A 17,491-nucleotide genomic window follows, 5' to 3' on the forward strand; every position below is an offset into this window, starting at 1 on the left:
TGGGGTTGCCGATTAATTGTATATTTAAGCTGCTGTTAAATATGCTTTGTAACAATTTAGCCTGAAATTCATACCAGAATTTGCTGGTGACTCACGTGAGCTTTTTTAAGAATACACACTTACATTTGTTGCGAACCTTTGGGAGTACAGACAATGCAAGAGAATTATAAGATTCTGGTGGTTGATGACGATATGCGTCTGCGGGCGCTACTGGAACGTTATCTGACCGAGCAGGGCTTCCAGGTTCGAAGCGTCGCTAACGCCGAGCAGATGGATCGTCTGCTGACCCGTGAATCTTTCCATCTCATGGTACTGGATTTAATGCTGCCAGGTGAAGATGGTCTGTCGATTTGTCGTCGCCTGCGTAGTCAAAGTAATCCAATGCCGATCATTATGGTCACGGCGAAGGGTGAAGAGGTTGACCGTATCGTCGGGCTGGAAATCGGTGCCGATGACTACATTCCTAAACCGTTTAACCCGCGCGAGCTGTTGGCGCGTATTCGCGCCGTGTTGCGTCGTCAGGCAAACGAACTGCCCGGCGCGCCGTCGCAGGAAGAGGCCGTTATCGCGTTCGGTAAGTTTAAACTGAACCTCGGTACGCGCGAGATGTTCCGTGAAGATGAACCGATGCCGCTGACCAGCGGGGAGTTTGCGGTACTGAAAGCGTTAGTCAGCCATCCGCGCGAGCCGCTCTCTCGCGATAAGCTGATGAATCTGGCCCGTGGTCGCGAGTATTCCGCGATGGAACGCTCCATCGACGTCCAGATCTCCCGCCTGCGCCGTATGGTGGAAGAAGATCCGGCGCATCCGCGTTATATTCAGACCGTATGGGGCCTGGGCTACGTCTTCGTACCGGACGGTTCTAAAGCATGAGGCGAATGCGCTTCTCGCCGCGAAGTTCATTTGCCCGCACGCTGTTGCTCATCGTCACCTTGCTGTTCGTCAGCCTGGTGACGACCTACCTGGTGGTGCTGAACTTCGCGATTTTGCCGAGCCTCCAGCAGTTTAATAAGGTTCTGGCTTACGAAGTCCGTATGCTGATGACCGATAAGCTGCAACTGGAGGACGGCACGCAGTTAGTCGTGCCGCCTGCGTTTCGCCGGGAAATCTATCGCGAGCTGGGGATCTCTCTCTACACCAACGAAGCCGCCGAAGAGGCCGGGTTGCGTTGGGCGCAACACTACGAATTCTTAAGCCACCAGATGGCGCAGCAATTAGGCGGCCCGACGGAAGTGCGCGTTGAGGTCAACAAAAGCTCGCCCGTCGTGTGGCTCAAAACCTGGCTGTCGCCCAATATCTGGGTGCGCGTGCCGCTGACCGAGATTCATCAGGGCGATTTTTCTCCGCTTTTCCGTTACACGCTGGCGATCATGCTCCTGGCGATAGGCGGCGCGTGGCTGTTTATTCGTATACAGAATCGACCGTTAGTGGATCTTGAACATGCCGCCTTGCAGGTAGGGAAGGGAATTATTCCGCCGCCGCTGCGTGAATATGGCGCCTCTGAGGTGCGCTCTGTGACCCGGGCGTTTAACCATATGGCAGCCGGCGTGAAACAATTGGCCGATGACCGTACGCTATTGATGGCGGGCGTCAGCCACGACTTGCGCACGCCGCTGACCCGTATTCGTCTGGCGACGGAGATGATGGGCGAGGAAGACGGTTATCTCGCGGAGTCGATCAATAAAGACATCGAAGAGTGTAACGCCATTATCGAACAGTTTATTGACTATCTGCGTACCGGTCAGGAAATGCCAATGGAGATGGCGGATCTCAATTCCGTACTGGGCGAGGTGATTGCGGCGGAAAGCGGCTATGAGCGTGAGATTAACACTGCGCTTCAGGCAGGCAGTATCCAGGTGAAAATGCACCCGCTCTCGATTAAGCGCGCGGTGGCGAATATGGTGGTCAATGCTGCCCGCTATGGCAACGGCTGGATTAAGGTCAGCAGCGGCACCGAGTCGCATCGCGCCTGGTTTCAGGTAGAAGATGACGGGCCGGGCATTAAGCCGGAGCAGCGTAAACATCTGTTCCAGCCTTTTGTGCGCGGCGACAGCGCCCGTAGCACCAGCGGTACAGGGCTGGGGCTGGCGATTGTGCAGCGCATTATCGATAACCATAACGGGAGGCTGGAGATTGGGACCAGCGAGCGTGGCGGATTGTCAATTCGCGCCTGGCTGCCGGTTCCTGTGGCTCGCGTCCAGGGGACGACAAAAGAGGCATAGGAAAGGGAGGTATTACCCTCCCTTTCTTCTTGACGCCGGATGACGCAATTCAAAGCCGCCATCCGGCCTGTTCCTTACAGCTTCGGTCCGGCGCTAACCAGCGCTTCGCCTGCCGGGGTATCCGTATACTTCTCGAAGTTCTCAATGAACAGTTTCGCCAGCGCGGTGGCTTTTTCCTGCCATTGTTCCGGCGACGCGTAGGTGTTACGCGGGTCGAGAATGTGGGTATCCACGCCTGGCAGTTCAGTCGGGATCGCCAGATCGAACAGCGGCAGACGGAAGGTTTCCGCGTTATCAAGAGAACCGTTCAGAATGGCGTCGATAATTGCGCGCGTATCTTTGATGGAGATACGTTTGCCGGTGCCATTCCAGCCGGTGTTAACCAGATAAGCCTGCGCGCCTGCTGCCTGCATACGTTTCACCAGCACCTCAGCATACTGCGTCGGGTGCAGCGTCAGGAACGCGGCGCCGAAGCAGGCGGAGAAGGTGGGGGTCGGTTCGGTGACGCCGCGTTCGGTGCCGGCCAGTTTAGCGGTGAAACCCGACAGGAAGTGGTACTGCGTCTGGTTAGCGGTTAAACGGGAAACCGGCGGCAACACGCCGAAAGCATCCGCCGTCAGGAAGATAACCTTGGTGGCGTGACCTGCTTTGGACACGGGCTTAACGATGTTATCGATATGATAGATCGGGTAAGAGACGCGGGTGTTTTCGGTTTTGGAACCATCGTCGAAATCAACGGTGCCGTCTTCGCGCACGGTGACGTTTTCCAGCAGCGCATCACGGCGAATCGCATGATAAATTTCTGGCTCCGCTTCTTTCGACAGTTTGATGGTTTTGGCGTAGCAGCCGCCTTCAAAGTTGAACACGCCGTCGTCATCCCAACCGTGCTCATCATCGCCAATCAGACGACGTTTCGGGTCGGTGGAGAGAGTGGTTTTTCCGGTACCGGAAAGGCCGAAGAAGACCGCGACATCGCCTTTTTCACCCACGTTGGCGGAACAGTGCATTGAGGCGATACCTTTTAGCGGCAGCAGGTAGTTCATTACCGAGAACATCCCTTTTTTCATTTCGCCGCCGTACCAGGTGCCGCCAATAAGCTGAATACGTTCAGTCAGGTTGAACGCCACGAAGTTTTCCGAGTTCAGCCCTTGCTCTTTCCACTGCGGGTTGGTGCACTTCGCGCCGTTCATGACAATAAAGTCAGGTTTGAAGCCTACCAGCTCTTCGTCCGTTGGGCGAATGAACATATTTTTAACGAAGTGGGCCTGCCAGGCGACTTCCGTAATAAAGCGCACGGAAAGACGCGTATCGGCATTTGCGCCGCAGAACGCATCAACAATGAATAAGCGTTTACCGGAAAGCTGATGCGTCACCAGACCTTTCAGGTGTTGCCAGGTTTCCTGGGAAAGCGGCTTATTATCGTTTTTACCTTTACCCTTATCGGACCACCACAGCGTATCACGCGTGGTGTCGTCGCGAACAATATACTTATCCTTAGGCGAACGACCGGTAAAAATACCGGTATCAACGGCAACAGCGCCCAGGTTAGTTAACACGCCACGCTCATAGCCTTCCAGACCAGGATTAAGTTCTTCCTGATAAAGGGTGTCGTAGCTGGGATTGTAAACGATATCCTGGACGTCGTTGATACCATAAGCCTTGAGATCTTGCGGGGTTAAATTGTTAACGCGCATATCACTGCTCCTTAGCCAATATATATTACCGAAAATAGTAAGGTTTTTTGAGGTTGGTTAACCGCGACAAGGCTCATAGATTTACGTATCTGGACAAAATCACGATTGACGAAAAACACTGTGACTCCTGTCACGCAGCGGCGGTTATTATGGCAGGAAACCTACTTTTGTTGTGGAAAATGTTCTGAAAACGTTAAAAGGAAGTGTTTTTGACCGACATAATGTGACTGTAATCGCATTCATGTAAGAAAGTTACGTAACACCAACATTAACAATATCGATTCACCTCTCTGCGTTTTTTTCTGAATTATGCATGACGACGCCTGGCGGTGAACAGATGATGCAATAATGCGACTTTCTCATCATTCTGGATAACGACATGGAAAGTGTAGCGCTTTCACGTACTACTCGCTGGGGTATGTTGCTCACCGGTTTGCTGCAGGGCGTCTTGTGCTACCTGCTGATGGCCTGGCTGGTACCACAAAATAGCGACTGGCTGTTCTATGGTATGCCTGCGACGATAGCGTTGTCGTCAATGCTATTGCTTACCGTGGTCTCTTTTAAACAGCGCGCGCTGTGGGGCTGGCTGGGGCTGATCTTTGTGGTCGTGCTGGCAATGAGCGGCTGGCTGAAATGGCAGGTTGAGGCGGTGGAGAAATGGCGTCTGGCCGAGCTCCTCTGGCTGTATGGTCTCCGGCTTGTGTTGATGGCGATGCTGGTATTACCCTGGATGCAATATCAGCTACATTCGCAAACCGGTTCGGCGCGTTATCCCCAGTTTTATCTGCGGTTATGGCATAACGTACTGACATTGTTTATCGTCCTGGTCGCTAACGGACTGTTCTGGCTGGTGCTTCTGCTCTGGAGCGCGCTATTCAGGCTGGTGGGCATCCGCTTTTTCAGCACCCTTTTCTTTGAAACTGAAGCCTTTATTTATGTGACCATCGGCTTGATTACGGCACTGGCGGTCATTCTCGCCCGCACGCAGTCGCGCCTTGTAGCGGCGGTGCAAAAGCTGCTGACGCTGATCGCGACGGGTTTACTGCCAGTGGTGTCGCTGCTGGCATTGCTGTTTATTGTGACGTTACCCTTTACCGGACTGGAGGCGATTTCTGCGCGTGTTTCCGCTGCGGGGCTGCTATCCACGCTGACGCTGATGCTGCTGCTCCTCGTGGCGATTGTCAACGAACCGCAAAAGCGCGTATTACCCTATCCGCGCGTATTACGCGGTTTGATTAGCGCCTCGCTGTGCGTTGCCCCGATATATATGCTGCTGGCGGGCTGGGCGCTATGGGTACGCATTCAGCAATACGGCTGGACGCCGGATCGTTTGTATGGCGCGCTGACGGTGTCTGTCTTGCTGATATGGTCCTTCGGTTATCTGATCGGTCTGTTACGCCGCGGACGCGACCCTGGTGAGTGGCAAGGCAAGGTGATACTAAGCGTCTCTTTGTTGACGCTGGTGATATTGCTGTTGCTGGCCTCGCCTGTACTTGATGTCTGGCGTATTAGCGTCAACAGCCATATGGCGCGTTACCATAGCGGTAAAATTACTGCGGATCAGATCAGCCTGTATATGCTGGATCACAGCGGCAAACCTGGCCAGGAAGCGCTGAAATCGTTGCGGGATGACGAGGCGTTTACGCAGAACAGAAAGCGCAATCGTGAACTGATGACGTTTTTGCAGAGAAATAAGGTCTCTCCGACGGCGGACGATTTAGCGCGGGTGGTGATGATTGCGCCCGGTAGCCAGAAGCCGGATGCCGCATTTTGGGCGTTTGTCAAAGAGCAGAGTTATTCGGGCGCTTCCTGCCTTGAACCGGATGCCTGCGTGCTGGTGAGTCAGGATCTTAACGGCGACGGTCAGCCTGAGCAGGTGCTGTATAACTTTATTGTTGCCGAGAGCCAGGTCTACGGCTTAAAAGAGGGGAAATGGACGCAGAAAGCGTTCGCCCGATTGCCGGACGGGTTTTCTAAGACGCAACTGTTGCACGCGATTGCCGGGCATCAGTTATACTCAGCCCCCAAAGCCTGGCGCGATATCATTGTTAATGGTAAGCGGTTGGATGTGGATTACTACAACGAGTAAGCTTTTTGCCGGATGGCGGCATAAATGCCTTATCCGGCCTACGGAGCAGGATGCTGTAGGCCAGATAAGCGCAGCGCCATCAGGCAATGACGTTGCCGACTACGAGGCGATTAATGAACCTGTGGATCGGCAGGAGAGGCGTTGTTACGGATCTCCGCGATATCCATCGCATTGAACAGGTAATGATTGCCGCAGTAATCGCAGTGCATATCGATTTCACCTTCTTCCGCCAGAATGCTGTCCACTTCTTCATCCGGCAATGTTTTCAGCGCGCCCGCGCAACGTTCGCGTGAACAGGTGCATTTGAATTCAACATCTTGCGGATCGTAGAGCGTGACTTCTTCTTCGTGATACAAACGCCACAGCACGTCATTTGCCGGTAACGTCAGCAGCTCTTCGCTTTTAATGGTTTCCGTCAACATAGCCAGATGGTCGAAATCCTCCGCCTGCGCGTTCTGTGCCGGCATCACCTGGAGCAACATTCCACCTGCCGCCGGTTTACCGTCGACATCGCCGGTACGAATAAACAGGCGCGTCGGCAACTGCTCGGAGCGCAGGAAGTAATCTTCCAGGCACGCCGCCAGAGTATCGCCTTCCAGACCCACCACGCCCTGATAGCGTTCACCCTCTTCCGGCGTAATGGTGATCACCAGATAGCCGTTGCCAACCAGCGTTTTGAGATCCGCATTGTCAGGGATGTCGCCCTGAACGCGAGCCACGCCGCGCATCTGCTGCTGATTATTGCCATTGATCACCGCCAGGCTTAACGGCCCGTCGCCCTGGAGCTGTACCGTAATGTCACCGGCAAACTTCAGCGTTGCGGTCAGCAGGCTAGTGGCGACCAGCAGTTCGGCCAGTACGGTTTTCACCGGCTGCGGGTAGGTATGATTGTCGAGGATCTGTTGCAAGGTTTCCGAAACGGTCACCAGCTCGCCGCGAACGGCAAAGTTTTCAAACAGATAACGATGTAATTGGTCATGTTGCGGCATAATCATCTCTCTTGCGGGTGACAGTTATTCGCTGTCGCCGTGTTTAAATCGTAACAGGTCGCGGCGCTCTTTCTTGTCCGGTCGCCTGTCCGGATGCGGCATGGTCAGGGCGTTAAGCTTGCGCGCCTGCGCCATTTTTTCGCGTTTTTCCACGCTTTCCGCCGTCTCTTCATACAGAGCGACGGCTTCGCTGGCCGGACGGCGCTGTTCGGTGATGGCTTTAACGATCACCGTCCGTTCGTCATTTCCCTGACGCAGGGTAAGGGTTGCGTTCAGCTCGACGATTTTGCTCGGCTTACTGCGCTGGCCGTTGTAATGCACCTTACCGCCTTCAATCATCTCGCGGGCCAGCGCGCGGGTTTTATAAAAACGCGCGGCCCACAGCCATTTATCCAGTCTGACCTCAACGGAGGACTTTTCTTTCATGGCGTCTCCTTCACTTCAGCGAGGGGATCAGACGGCGGTAATCGTTCAGGGACGGATGGCGCGTATATTGCTTTTCCGCCAGGCCGGAATCGGGATTCGTCACGCCAAGACAGTAGCGAATACCAAACCGGGCAGCGGCGTCGAGAATCGGTTCGCTGTCATCGATAAACAGCGTTTTCTCTGCGTTTATTCCCGTTTCCTCAGTGACAGCGCGCCATAACCGCTGATCCTCTTTGGGATAACCAAATGTGTGGGTGGAAAGTAATAAATCAAGGTGTGAGGCCAGACCGGTATGCTCCAGCTTCACCGCCAGGTTATGTGGATGCGCATTGGTGAGCAGAATCCGACGTTTTCCGCTGGCTTTTAACGCATTCAGAAACGGTACGGTATCGTCGCGCAAAACGGCGCGCGGCCCTTGCGCCGTCGTCATGGCGCAAATATCCAGACCCAGACGCTCGCTCCAGTAATCCAGACAGTACCAGTTTAGCGTATGCTGTACGGCATGATACTGCTGGCGAATATATTCCTGCGCGTCCTGCGGCGAAATACCCTGCTGCGCGCCGTAGGTTTCCGGTACCAGCTTTTGCCAGAAATAGTTATCGAACGCGAGATCGAGCAGCGTGCCGTCCATATCCAGCAAAACGGTATCCACGTTTTGCCAGTCAATATCAATATGCATGGGGAACTCCAGGGTAACGCAATTTGCGCGACAGGGTAGCATACCCTGTCGCACGGCGGCGCTATCAGATGAGATTTTCCGGAGAGACGGTTAACCTGGGATTGAGGCAGCTTTCATAGTATTCCTGGATGTCCGCCATACGGGTACGGTGGCGTTGATAACGTCTGAACGCCTGAAGGCCGTTGTAGACCGCGCTCACTATCATTGCCAGCATCAGCAGCGTGGTGCCGAGGTAACGCCACCAGCCGGATTTATCGGGGATACGATGCAGGCTGATATGCTGCGTGCCGTTGGCATCGGTATACACGCTGGTGACAATGCCCTCGGCGCTAAATGGCGTCTGCATGAGCGTTTGCGCCAGACGCTGGAAGGCGCTCCACTGTTCCTGCGCGGGATAGTCATACAGCGGCGTTGACGGCCAGGCCTGATCAACCAGTTCGCTGCCTTCATCGCTGGCGATCAGGAATCCGCCGGGAGCGGGGCTATTCAGCGACTGGGCGGCACGCGCGGTCTCGCGAGAAATAAACGGCGCCGTTGAGGTCGTGACCAGATTTTCCAGCGACTCTGCGCTTACGGGGCGTAGCAGCACGTTGACGCCGTCCAGTTTGCCGGCGTTCGCGCGTTTCACCAGCGCGTTCCAGTCCTTACTGTTACCGAGATTAACCAGCGCATTTTTCAGACGCACGCACTCGTCTTCCGCCGCGCACAAATCAGCGGTTTTCAGAACAATATCGCCAAAGTCATCTAATAATACCATGCCCGATTTTTGTATCGCGGAGCGTAAAGATGCGCTGACGCGCGAGTCGTCTTCGGGTTTTGGATGGAGCTGACGATTTACCGCCTGGCTTAGCGCCATCGCTTTATTCACCAGATCTGATTCCGGCAGCGGTAGCGCAGGCGCGTCATTCCAGATGATTTGCGAGCAATCGAACGGCATAAACGGGGAGTTAGACTGGCCGCTCCAGGTCGCCCCGGAATGAATATTACACATTCCTTTACCGCTCAGGTGCAGCGTATCGCCCACCCGCACGCCAGCCTTTTCAAGCTGTTTTACCGTTGTCGCTTCAATGGTTTGCGCGCCTTTCATCCACGATAGCGTGAACTTGATTGGCATATCCAGCGGGATCCAGAACAGCAGCATAAACAACACCAGCAGCGAACCGATAGCAATAACAGTGCTGCGTAACCAGTGCTGCAACGGGAAGTTTTTCACTTCATCATGCAGGGATAAAAAACGGCCCTGGCGGGCGACATGGCGATCAAGGTAAATATCAATATCCGTTTGTTGCCCAAGATCCTGCGTAATGTAGGGTTGCCAGTGGGCAGGGTAAATAAGGTCGATGATGCCCAGCGAAATATTGTTAATCTGCTCCTGATTATTCTCCCCAAACAGTCCCCAGCGGCGGGGCGTTCCCCGCAGACAGTGAATTTCCCGCAGCGCGCTTTTCGACGGCGGCGCAAAAAGCCCCCAAAGTCCGGCTGCCAGCAGCAGGATAGCGCCGCCTATCATCCACGGTACAAAAACGTCTGGCGTTATCAGACAGAAAAAGAATAACAAAAAGGAGGCGACGATTAACAACGCTTCGCGCAAGCCAGCCGGGCGGCTGAGCGCATATTCTTCGTGGGTCTCCTGACGGATGTTCAACAGCTCAATCTGCTCGCTCTCTTCGCCGCGAATCGACGCCTGCGTAGAGGCCGTATTCTGTAACGCGTAGCCGCGCGACTCCTGCATATACTCTTGCAGCGTATGGCCGTTTAAAGAGATCACCAGCGGCAGCGTATCCGTGAGGATCAGCTCAACGTTGTTTTCATCATTGATGTACTGTTCCCAGAAAGGCGGCAGATGGACTTCGACGGAGTCGAGGTAGTAGCGCCATTTATTAGGATCGTCAGTGGTAATGCCGTAGCGGGTGATGGAGTGGGTCAGTATCACGACACTGTTGCTTTCCGCGTTCAGCGTCAGCGAGATGGGCGCAGCACTGGCGCCTGTCGGCCCCGGAACTTGCTGGATCTGGCTAAGGTTATCGAGATAGTTTTCTACCGCGCTGCGCTCTTCGGGCAACAGTTTACGCGTTTGCGCGTCCTGAAAGGCGCTGATCCACGGTAAGCTTCCTCGTCTGGACTTTACCCGGAACCGCCATATTGCCAGTAGAGAGCAGGCCAGCAAAGCAGCTATAAAAATCAGAATGGTGCTCATGCTTTCCCCATCTTACTAAGTCTGTCAGGCGTGGTCAGTCGCACCCTGTCCAATAAACATTTTTCTGTGGTTGGCTATCGGCAAGCGTGGAGTTGAACTTGAGCATTGTAAAGCGCATCCCAGTGAAGGCAAATCATAGCAATACCACCAAAAACGGAATATCAGCAAATTCCTGGAGTTATTTCAACCTATTGACTTTTAATTTGAAATAAGAATTAATTTTTATTACGTTACATAAATGTAAATAAACGGCAATTCGCATTGCCGAAACCGTGCGGTATGTCGCACAATGACCACAGATTACACTGCAAAGATTCTCACAATGAGCAAATCATTACAAAAACCCACCATTCTGAAAGTGGAAACCGTCGCACAATCCCGACTGTTTAACGTAGAAAGCGTGGATCTGGAGTTCAGCAACGGCGTGCGTCGCGTGTATGAACGTATGCGACCATCAACCCGTGAGGCGGTAATGATTGTGCCGATCGTTGATGAGCATCTGATTCTTATTCGTGAGTATGCGGTGGGAACCGAATCCTATGAGCTGGGCTTCTCGAAAGGATTGATCGACCCGGGCGAGACCGTTTTTGAAGCGGCGAACCGGGAGCTCAAAGAAGAGGTCGGGTTTGGCGCGCATAACCTGACCTTCTTAAAAAAACTCAGCATGGCGCCCTCTTATTTTTCCAGCAAAATGAATATCGTGGTGGCGGAAGATCTCTATCCGGAGTCGCTGGAAGGCGACGAGCCTGAGCCATTGCCGCAGGTTCGCTGGCCGCTGGCGCATTTAATGGATCTGCTGGAAGACCCCGATTTTAACGAGGCCCGCAACGTCAGCGCGCTGTTTCTGGTACGCGAGTGGTTGAAAGCGCAGGGCCGAATTGCCTGATGGCGCTGCGTTGATCAAGCCAACGGAAAGTTCGTCTCCCCGTTCGCCGTCATCCGCTAAACACAATAAAAAAGGCGCCGGAGCGCCTTTTTTGATCAGAACAGTTCGTGTGTTTCACCATTATCAATAATGGTGGTTCCCACCTCGTGTACCGCCTGTTGTGTCGGCTGCGTGCCTTCGATGAAATACTCTTCACGGCTGTTACCGCCGCTCGCCAGTTGTCCGGTACTGCGGTCGATATTCACCGTGACGATGCCCGGCGGCGGCGTTAGCGGCTGTTCCGGCACGCCTTCCAGCACGGCTTTCATATAGGCGTCCCATGCAGGTTGCGCGCTCTTCGCGCCGCCCTCATAGCCGGAGATTTGATCTTTGATCGCGCCGGAAGCGGTGGTGCGGCCTAAATCACGGCGGTGATCGTCAAAGCCGATCCATACGGAAGTGACGACGCCAGGACCATAGCCGGAGAACCATGCGTCTTTCGAGCTGTTGGTCGTACCGGTTTTGCCGCCGATATCGCGACGTTTAAGGTCGCGCGCCGCACGCCATCCGGTACCCATCCAGCCGGGTTCGCCGAAGATATTGGTGTTCAGCGCGCTTTTAATCAGAAACGCCAGCGGCGTATTGATCACATGCGGCGCGTATTCCTGCGTGCCGTTTTGCGCGACCAGCGCCTGGTTTGCCTGTTCCAGCTCAGGCATAGGTACGGCGCTGTTTTGCTGCTCTTGCGAAACCGCGACCTCTTCCACATTGGTGTTTTCCAGCACGTCGGATTTCTGCGTATTGCCGTAAATGACCGGGATATCGCACTCCGGGCAGGCGATTTTCGGTTTCGCTTCGAAGATCACGCCGCCCTGATCGTTCTCAATCTTGCTGATGAAATACGGGTCGATCAGGAAACCGCCGTTCGCCATCACCGCATAACCGCGCGCAACCTGCATCGGCGTGAAGGAGGCGGAGCCCAGCGCCAGCGATTCGGTATGCACGATATTCTGCGCCGGGAAGCCGAAGCGTTGCAGATATTCCGCCGCATAGTCGACGCCCATGGCGCGCATGGCGCGTACCATCACCACGTTTTTCGACTGCCCCAGCCCCTGGCGTAAACGAATCGGTCCGGCGTACTGCGGCGGGGAGTTTTTCGGACGCCAGTCTGAACCTGCCCCGGCGTCCCAGCGGGAAATCGGCACATCGTTGAGCATACTGGCGAGCGTCAGCCCTTTATCCATTGCGGCGGTGTAGAGGAACGGTTTGATGTTCGACCCCACCTGACGCAAAGCTTGCGTCGCGCGGTTAAATTTACTCTGATTAAAATCGAAACCGCCGACCAGCGCCAGTACCGCGCCTGTTTGCGGGTTAAGCGAAACCAGCGCGGAGTTCACTTCCGGTACCTGCGCCAGCCACCAGTCGTTATCCACCTGACGAACCCAGATTTGCTGACCTGTCTGGACGACATCGGTAACTTTACGCGGCGTCGGCCCCTGCTGTGTATCCGAGCGGTAAGGCCGCGCCCAACGCATTCCTTCCATATGTAGCGAAACGGACGTACCGTCGGCAAGCGCAGCGGTCGCCCCTTGCGGATTAGCGCTGGTGACCACGGCGGGAAGCAGCGGTCCGTAGGTCGGTAACGCTTTCAACGTATCGGTAATTTTTTTACTGTCCCACGCCGTTTCGCCCACTTTCCATAGCACATTCGCCGGGCCGCGATAACCGTGGCGCATGTCATAGTTCAGCACGTTATTACGCACCGCCTGTTGCGCGGCCTGCTGCACTTTGCGGGTGATGGTCGTGTAAATACGATAACCATCTTCGTAGGCGCTTTCGCCATAACGGTTATACATTTCCTGGCGCACCATTTCCGACAGATAAGGTGCGGAGAAGGCGATTTCCGGCGCGTGATAATTTGCGTCGATAGGTTCGCTACGGGCCTGATCGTACTGCGCCTGAGTGATATATCCCTCGCTTAACATTCGCGAAAGCACTACGTTACGGCGCGCCACCGCCCGATCCATCGAGTAGAGCGGGTTAAAGGTAGAAGGCGCTTTAGGTAGCCCGGCGATAACCGCCATTTCGCTTAGGCTAAGCTGATCGACCGTCTTACCAAAGTAGACCTGTGCCGCCGCGCCAACGCCATAGGCGCGGTAGCCGAGATAGATCTTGTTCAGATAGAGTTCGAGGATCTCATTTTTATTCAGCAACTGCTCAATACGAATCGCCAGAAACGCTTCCTTGATCTTGCGCATCAGCGTGCGTTCGGGGCTAAGGAAGAAGTTTCGCGCCAGTTGCTGGGTAATGGTACTTGCTCCCTGCGATGCATGACCGGAGAAGAGCGCGACGCTGGCCGCACGGAAAATACCTACCGGGTCAATGCCGTGATGCTCATAAAAGCGGCTATCTTCGGTGGCGATAAAGGCGTTGATCATTTCCGGCGGAATTTGATCGAGCGTAACGGGAATACGGCGTTTTTCGCCATATTGCGCGATAAGTTCGCCATCCGCGCTGTAAACCTGCATCGGAATTTGCAAACGCACATCTTTCAATGTCGCGACGTCAGGTAGCTGTGGCTCAATATAGCGATAAAGGCCATAAATCGAGCCTGCTCCCAGCAGGATGCAACATACTGCAAGGATCAATAAATACTTTACGAACTTCACTGGAGATTTCCCATTTAGTGTCATTTGGGCAGTTTATAAACAAACGCGCGGTAGTATAAAGGCAAGCCAGACGCATTGATATACCCGTTAACGCGACGGGTGATAAGGAGATCGACCGTTATGGCTTTTAAAACCTGGCAAATAGGATTGCATATTCAGCAGCATGAAGCGCTGGCCATCGCCGTTATTCGCGGCGCATCGGGCTGGTCCCTGCAACGTTGGTGGCGACTGCCGCTGATGAACGCCTCGACGGCAGAGGGTTCGATTCCTGACCCGCAATCGCTGGCTCACGTACTGCGACCCTGGAGCCGCGAGCTGCCGCTACGTCACCGTATTTATCTCTCTTTTCCCGCAAATCGGACATTGCAACGCGCTTTTCCACATCCGCCGATGCGTCTGCGGGAACGTGAGCAAGTCGCATGGCTTTCACAAACGATGGCGCGTGAGCTGGATATGGATCCGGACTTATTGCGTTTCGACTTTCAGGACGATGCGCTGAGCCCCGCGTTCAACGTTACCGCCGTGCAAAGCAAAGAAATTTCAGCGCTGTTAACGCTGGCGCAAACGCTCAATGTGCGCATCGCTGCTGTAACGCCCGATGCCTGCGCGTTACAGCGCTTGCTGCCGTTTATACCTTCGGGGCGGCAATGTCTGGTCTGGCGCGATGAGAGCCAGTGGCTGTGGGCGACGCGCTATGCGTGGGGGCGTAAATCGGCGCGCGAGGCGACGACGCTGCATGACCTTGCCGCGACGTTATCCGTCGTGCCGGAACATATTTCATTATGCGCCGAAGGCGAGTTCGACCCCTGGCGCGCCGTTACCGTCCGCCAACCGCCGGTTCCGCCGGACGGTTATCGCTTTGCGATTGCGCTGGGTTTAGCCATGGGGGAGATACGCTGATGGCGCATTCTGTCAATTTGCTCCCCTGGCGGCGCCAACATTACGTAGCGCGTCTGCGGCTGTGGTGCGTGGTATGGGGCGCATCCCTGCTGCTGATAGCAAGCCTCGCGACGATCGCCCGGTTGGTTTTTTGGCAGGAGGGGAGGATTAATGAACTGCTACTAACGGCGGAAAACGGACACACGACGGCGCTTGCGGCGAACATACCGCAGTTGCAGCAGCGTCAGCGACAGCAACAGGCGCGATTACAACGTCAGGCGCAGCGTGAACTGACGCAAGCCTGGCAATCTATCTTGACTGACCTTGCCAACCTGTTGCCAGAGCAGGCATGGCTGACAAGCCTCAATTATCAGCAAGAGACGCTAGAGCTGGAAGGGCTGGCGAGAACGTTTGACGCCCTGCTCACGCTTGAGACATCGCTTCGTCACTATGTCAGTTTTCCGCTAAACCGCACGGGCGCCACGCGGCAGGATGCGCAAGGGCGCTGGCAGTTCCATTATCAGTTAACGAGGAGCGCCGCCCGTGAACGCGCTCTTTGATATCTGGTACGGGATGTCGCGCCGTGGTCGGGTTTTTTGTTGGTGTGCAGGCGTGCTGTGCCTGACGCTGACGGTCGCGTTATCTGTGGGCTATCCCGGCTGGAAAACGCTGGATACGCAACATGCGCGGTTAAGCCAGCAGCGCGAGGCCGCCCGGCAACAGTGGCGTCATCTGCGCCGTCTGAGCGTCGCGGCTGAACCGCTTTTCGGGGGCTCCGTTGAAAATCCGCGTCCTTTTTCGCCGTTAGATTTCCAGGCGCCTCCCTTGCGTTTGCTGCACTGGCAGCCATCGGCGCAGGGGGGAGAAATGGCGCTGAAAACGTCCTGGGATGCGGTGCCGTCGCTGTTTGTCCGGTTGGCCGAAAGCGAGATGAGCGTAAGTCGGTTTTCATTGCGTAGAGAGGGGGCGGAATTATTGATGACGCTGCAACTGGAGCGCCTGGCGAATGAAGGTTAGCCGCGGTGTATTGCTCTGTTTTTGTTTGCTGACGTTGACGGGAATGCGCGATCCCTTCCGCCCGCCGGAAGATCGCTGCCGGATAGCCGAACTCTCGCAGTGGCGATATCAGGGCGCGGTGCGTAAAGGCGAGCGATGGACAGGCATTCTTAAAGACAGTCAGCAAAAATGGCGACGAGTGGAAGAAGGGCAGACGCTGGAAAACGGTTGGACGATTGTCCGCCTGACGGCGGAAGCCTTAACGTTAACGACCGGTAAAAATTGTGCGCCGCCGCAGTGGCGGTGGCTACGTCAGGGAGCGGACAATGAAGCGATGGATAGCCATAATACTGATAGCCTTGATGCCCGCCGCGCAGGCGGGAAAAGCGGCGAAAGTGACGCTAGTGGTTGATGACGTCCCTGTGGTGCAGGTTTTGCAGACTTTAGCCGAGCAGGAGCGGCAGAATCTGGTGGTGTCGCCGGACGTCAGCGGGACATTATCGCTACATCTGACGGATGTGCCGTGGAAACAGGCGCTACAGACGGTGGTCAATAGCGCGGGGCTGGTGCTACGTCAGGAGGGGAATATTCTCCATGTTCATTCACAGGCCTGGCAGAAAGAACACAGTGCGCGGCAGGATGCCGAGCGGTTAAGGCTTCAGGCTAATTTACCGCTGGAAAACCGCAGCATTAGCCTGCAATACGCCGATGCCGGCGAACTGGCGAAAGCGGGCGAGAAACTCCTGAGCGCGAAGGGAACCATCATGGTAGATAAGCGCACCAACCGCCTGCTGTTGCGCGATAACCGCGCGGCCCTGGCGGAGCTGGAAAAATGGGTATCGCAAATGGATCTGCCGGTGGCGCTGGCGGCGCATATCGTCACCATTAACGAAAAGAGTCTACGGGAACTGGGCGTAAAGTGGACGCTGGCTGACGCGACGCAAGCGGGCGCGGTGGGTGACGTGACGACGCTTTCCAGTGATTTATCCGTCGCCGCCGCCACCTCACGCGTCGGGTTTAACATCGGGCGCATTAACGGACGCTTGCTGGATCTGGAGCTGTCAGCGCTGGAGCAAAAGCAGCAGTTGGATATTATCGCCAGCCCCCGGCTGCTGGCTTCCCATCTGCAGCCAGCCAGTATCAAGCAAGGCAGCGAAATTCCTTATCAGGTTTCCAGCGGCGAAAGCGGCGCGACCTCCGTGGAATTTAAAGAAGCGGTGCTGGGAATGGAGGTGACGCCCACCGTTTTGCAAAAAGGGCGCATCCGCCTGAAGTTACATATCAGCCAGAATGTCCCCGGTCAGGTACTACAACAGGCTGACGGCGAAGTGCTGGCGATAGATAAACAGGAAATTGAAACGCAGGTAGAGGTAAAAAGCGGCGAGACGCTGGCGCTGGGCGGTATTTTTTCGCGAAAAAATAAATCGGGTAGCGATAGCGTGCCGCTGTTGGGGGATATTCCCTGGCTTGGTCAGCTCTTCCGCCATGACGGCAAAGAGGACGAGCGACGCGAATTAGTGGTGTTTATCACCCCCAGACTGGTGGCGACAGAATAATTTATGCATAAAAAAGCGCTGTTTTTGCACTGAACGCATCTGCGGGATTTGACGTGCGGATGTATTTAGCATACAAGGAGTACCGATTTGAGAGTCGTGCTTTTCGTTGCTTACGCATTGATTAATGCGCTTTGCCTTGCCGAAGGTGTGCATAAGACCGATGATAAACGGCTGAATGTCCGCTGATGCAGACGTATTGGTTCTGCGGATTGCGCACAATTGTTTGAAAG

General features: G+C 55.0%; 15 protein-coding genes. 9 read left to right on the forward strand and 6 right to left on the reverse strand.

Going from position 1 to position 17,491, the window contains the following annotated elements:
• Positions 1-153: 153 nt before the first annotated feature.
• Together ompR and envZ are read left to right on the forward strand one after the other, a co-directional pair.
• Entirely contained in the window at positions 154-873 is a 720-nt protein-coding gene (gene ompR / locus HU143_RS01655; protein ID WP_001157751.1) for a two-component system response regulator OmpR, read from the forward strand.
• On the forward strand, positions 870-2,222 hold the full coding sequence (gene envZ / locus HU143_RS01660; protein ID WP_023227441.1) for a two-component system sensor histidine kinase EnvZ: 1,353 nt from the start codon (positions 870-872) through the stop codon (positions 2,220-2,222). Before ompR ends, envZ begins: the two co-directional genes overlap by 4 nt.
• Before the next feature lie 74 nt (positions 2,223-2,296).
• Here envZ and pckA read toward each other — a convergent pair whose 3' ends face one another.
• Positions 2,297-3,916 carry a phosphoenolpyruvate carboxykinase (ATP) gene (gene pckA / locus HU143_RS01665; RefSeq protein ID WP_001265689.1) on the reverse strand — a complete coding sequence of 540 codons (1,620 nt, stop codon included), beginning with the start codon at positions 3,914-3,916 and terminating at the stop codon, positions 2,297-2,299.
• A 379-nt stretch (positions 3,917-4,295) separates the two neighbouring features.
• Between pckA and HU143_RS01670 the strand changes: the two genes are divergently transcribed.
• Entirely contained in the window at positions 4,296-6,005 is a 1,710-nt protein-coding gene (locus tag HU143_RS01670; protein ID WP_023227442.1) for a DUF4153 domain-containing protein, read from the forward strand.
• Between the two features lie 110 nt (positions 6,006-6,115).
• Here the strand turns inward: HU143_RS01670 and hslO are convergent, their stop codons facing one another.
• From hslO to igaA, 4 genes are all read right to left on the reverse strand, one after another.
• The gene (gene hslO, locus HU143_RS01675; protein ID WP_001135571.1) at positions 6,116-6,994 is read right to left on the reverse strand and encodes an Hsp33 family molecular chaperone HslO; all 879 of its coding nucleotides are present in this window, start codon (positions 6,992-6,994) and stop codon (positions 6,116-6,118) included.
• Between the two features lie 24 nt (positions 6,995-7,018).
• The gene (gene hslR / locus HU143_RS01680) at positions 7,019-7,420 is read right to left on the reverse strand and encodes a ribosome-associated heat shock protein Hsp15 (RefSeq protein WP_000660721.1); all 402 of its coding nucleotides are present in this window, start codon (positions 7,418-7,420) and stop codon (positions 7,019-7,021) included.
• Between the two features lie 10 nt (positions 7,421-7,430).
• Positions 7,431-8,099: a GMP/IMP nucleotidase gene (gene yrfG / locus HU143_RS01685; protein ID WP_001522119.1), complete on the reverse strand. Its 669-nt coding sequence runs from the start codon at positions 8,097-8,099 to the stop codon at positions 7,431-7,433.
• A 64-nt stretch (positions 8,100-8,163) separates the two neighbouring features.
• On the reverse strand, positions 8,164-10,296 hold the full coding sequence (gene igaA, locus HU143_RS01690) for an intracellular growth attenuator protein IgaA (protein ID WP_021000848.1): 2,133 nt from the start codon (positions 10,294-10,296) through the stop codon (positions 8,164-8,166).
• A gap of 322 nt (positions 10,297-10,618) precedes the next feature.
• Here igaA and nudE point away from each other — a divergent pair, with 322 nt between their 5' ends.
• A complete protein-coding gene (nudE, locus tag HU143_RS01695; protein WP_000045725.1) occupies positions 10,619-11,182 on the forward strand; it encodes an ADP compounds hydrolase NudE in 564 nt (187 codons plus the stop codon).
• A 95-nt stretch (positions 11,183-11,277) separates the two neighbouring features.
• Here the strand turns inward: nudE and mrcA are convergent, their stop codons facing one another.
• Positions 11,278-13,830, reverse strand: a complete 2,553-nt coding sequence (gene mrcA, locus HU143_RS01700) for a peptidoglycan glycosyltransferase/peptidoglycan DD-transpeptidase MrcA (protein WP_053505561.1) — start codon at positions 13,828-13,830, stop codon at positions 11,278-11,280.
• A 120-nt stretch (positions 13,831-13,950) separates the two neighbouring features.
• On the opposite strand from mrcA, the gene HU143_RS01705 reads away from it, so the two are divergent.
• From HU143_RS01705 to hofQ, 5 genes are read left to right on the forward strand one after another with little or no spacing between them, the layout of a single operon-like run.
• Entirely contained in the window at positions 13,951-14,730 is a 780-nt protein-coding gene (locus HU143_RS01705; protein ID WP_023227444.1) for a hypothetical protein, read from the forward strand.
• The gene (locus HU143_RS01710) at positions 14,730-15,269 is read left to right on the forward strand and encodes a PilN domain-containing protein (protein WP_000951382.1); all 540 of its coding nucleotides are present in this window, start codon (positions 14,730-14,732) and stop codon (positions 15,267-15,269) included. The genes HU143_RS01705 and HU143_RS01710 overlap by 1 nt, the downstream gene beginning before the upstream one ends.
• On the forward strand, positions 15,253-15,726 hold the full coding sequence (locus HU143_RS01715; RefSeq protein ID WP_000992479.1) for a hypothetical protein: 474 nt from the start codon (positions 15,253-15,255) through the stop codon (positions 15,724-15,726). Before HU143_RS01710 ends, HU143_RS01715 begins: the two co-directional genes overlap by 17 nt.
• Positions 15,716-16,117 carry a HofP DNA utilization family protein gene (locus HU143_RS01720; RefSeq protein ID WP_000868833.1) on the forward strand — a complete coding sequence of 134 codons (402 nt, stop codon included), beginning with the start codon at positions 15,716-15,718 and terminating at the stop codon, positions 16,115-16,117. Before HU143_RS01715 ends, HU143_RS01720 begins: the two co-directional genes overlap by 11 nt.
• Entirely contained in the window at positions 16,032-17,261 is a 1,230-nt protein-coding gene (hofQ, locus tag HU143_RS01725; protein ID WP_023227445.1) for a DNA uptake porin HofQ, read from the forward strand. Before HU143_RS01720 ends, hofQ begins: the two co-directional genes overlap by 86 nt.
• Positions 17,262-17,491: the final 230 nt, after the last annotated feature.

The sequence above is a fragment of the Salmonella sp. SJTUF14076 genome, assembly GCF_015534835.1.
Lineage (GTDB): Bacteria > Pseudomonadota > Gammaproteobacteria > Enterobacterales > Enterobacteriaceae > Salmonella > Salmonella enterica.

Coding starts and splice junctions, on each gene's coding strand:
- ompR (WP_001157751.1), top strand. CDS start 154: ATGCAAGAGAATTATAAGATTCTGGTGGTTGATGACGATATGCGTCTG.
- envZ (WP_023227441.1), top strand. CDS start 870: ATGAGGCGAATGCGCTTCTCGCCGCGAAGTTCATTTGCCCGCACGCTG.
- pckA (WP_001265689.1), bottom strand. CDS start 3,916: ATGCGCGTTAACAATTTAACCCCGCAAGATCTCAAGGCTTATGGTATC.
- HU143_RS01670 (WP_023227442.1), top strand. CDS start 4,296: ATGGAAAGTGTAGCGCTTTCACGTACTACTCGCTGGGGTATGTTGCTC.
- hslO (WP_001135571.1), bottom strand. CDS start 6,994: ATGCCGCAACATGACCAATTACATCGTTATCTGTTTGAAAACTTTGCC.
- hslR (WP_000660721.1), bottom strand. CDS start 7,420: ATGAAAGAAAAGTCCTCCGTTGAGGTCAGACTGGATAAATGGCTGTGG.
- yrfG (WP_001522119.1), bottom strand. CDS start 8,099: ATGCATATTGATATTGACTGGCAAAACGTGGATACCGTTTTGCTGGAT.
- igaA (WP_021000848.1), bottom strand. CDS start 10,296: ATGAGCACCATTCTGATTTTTATAGCTGCTTTGCTGGCCTGCTCTCTA.
- nudE (WP_000045725.1), top strand. CDS start 10,619: ATGAGCAAATCATTACAAAAACCCACCATTCTGAAAGTGGAAACCGTC.
- HU143_RS01705 (WP_023227444.1), top strand. CDS start 13,951: ATGGCTTTTAAAACCTGGCAAATAGGATTGCATATTCAGCAGCATGAA.
- HU143_RS01710 (WP_000951382.1), top strand. CDS start 14,730: ATGGCGCATTCTGTCAATTTGCTCCCCTGGCGGCGCCAACATTACGTA.
- HU143_RS01720 (WP_000868833.1), top strand. CDS start 15,716: ATGAAGGTTAGCCGCGGTGTATTGCTCTGTTTTTGTTTGCTGACGTTG.
- hofQ (WP_023227445.1), top strand. CDS start 16,032: ATGAAGCGATGGATAGCCATAATACTGATAGCCTTGATGCCCGCCGCG.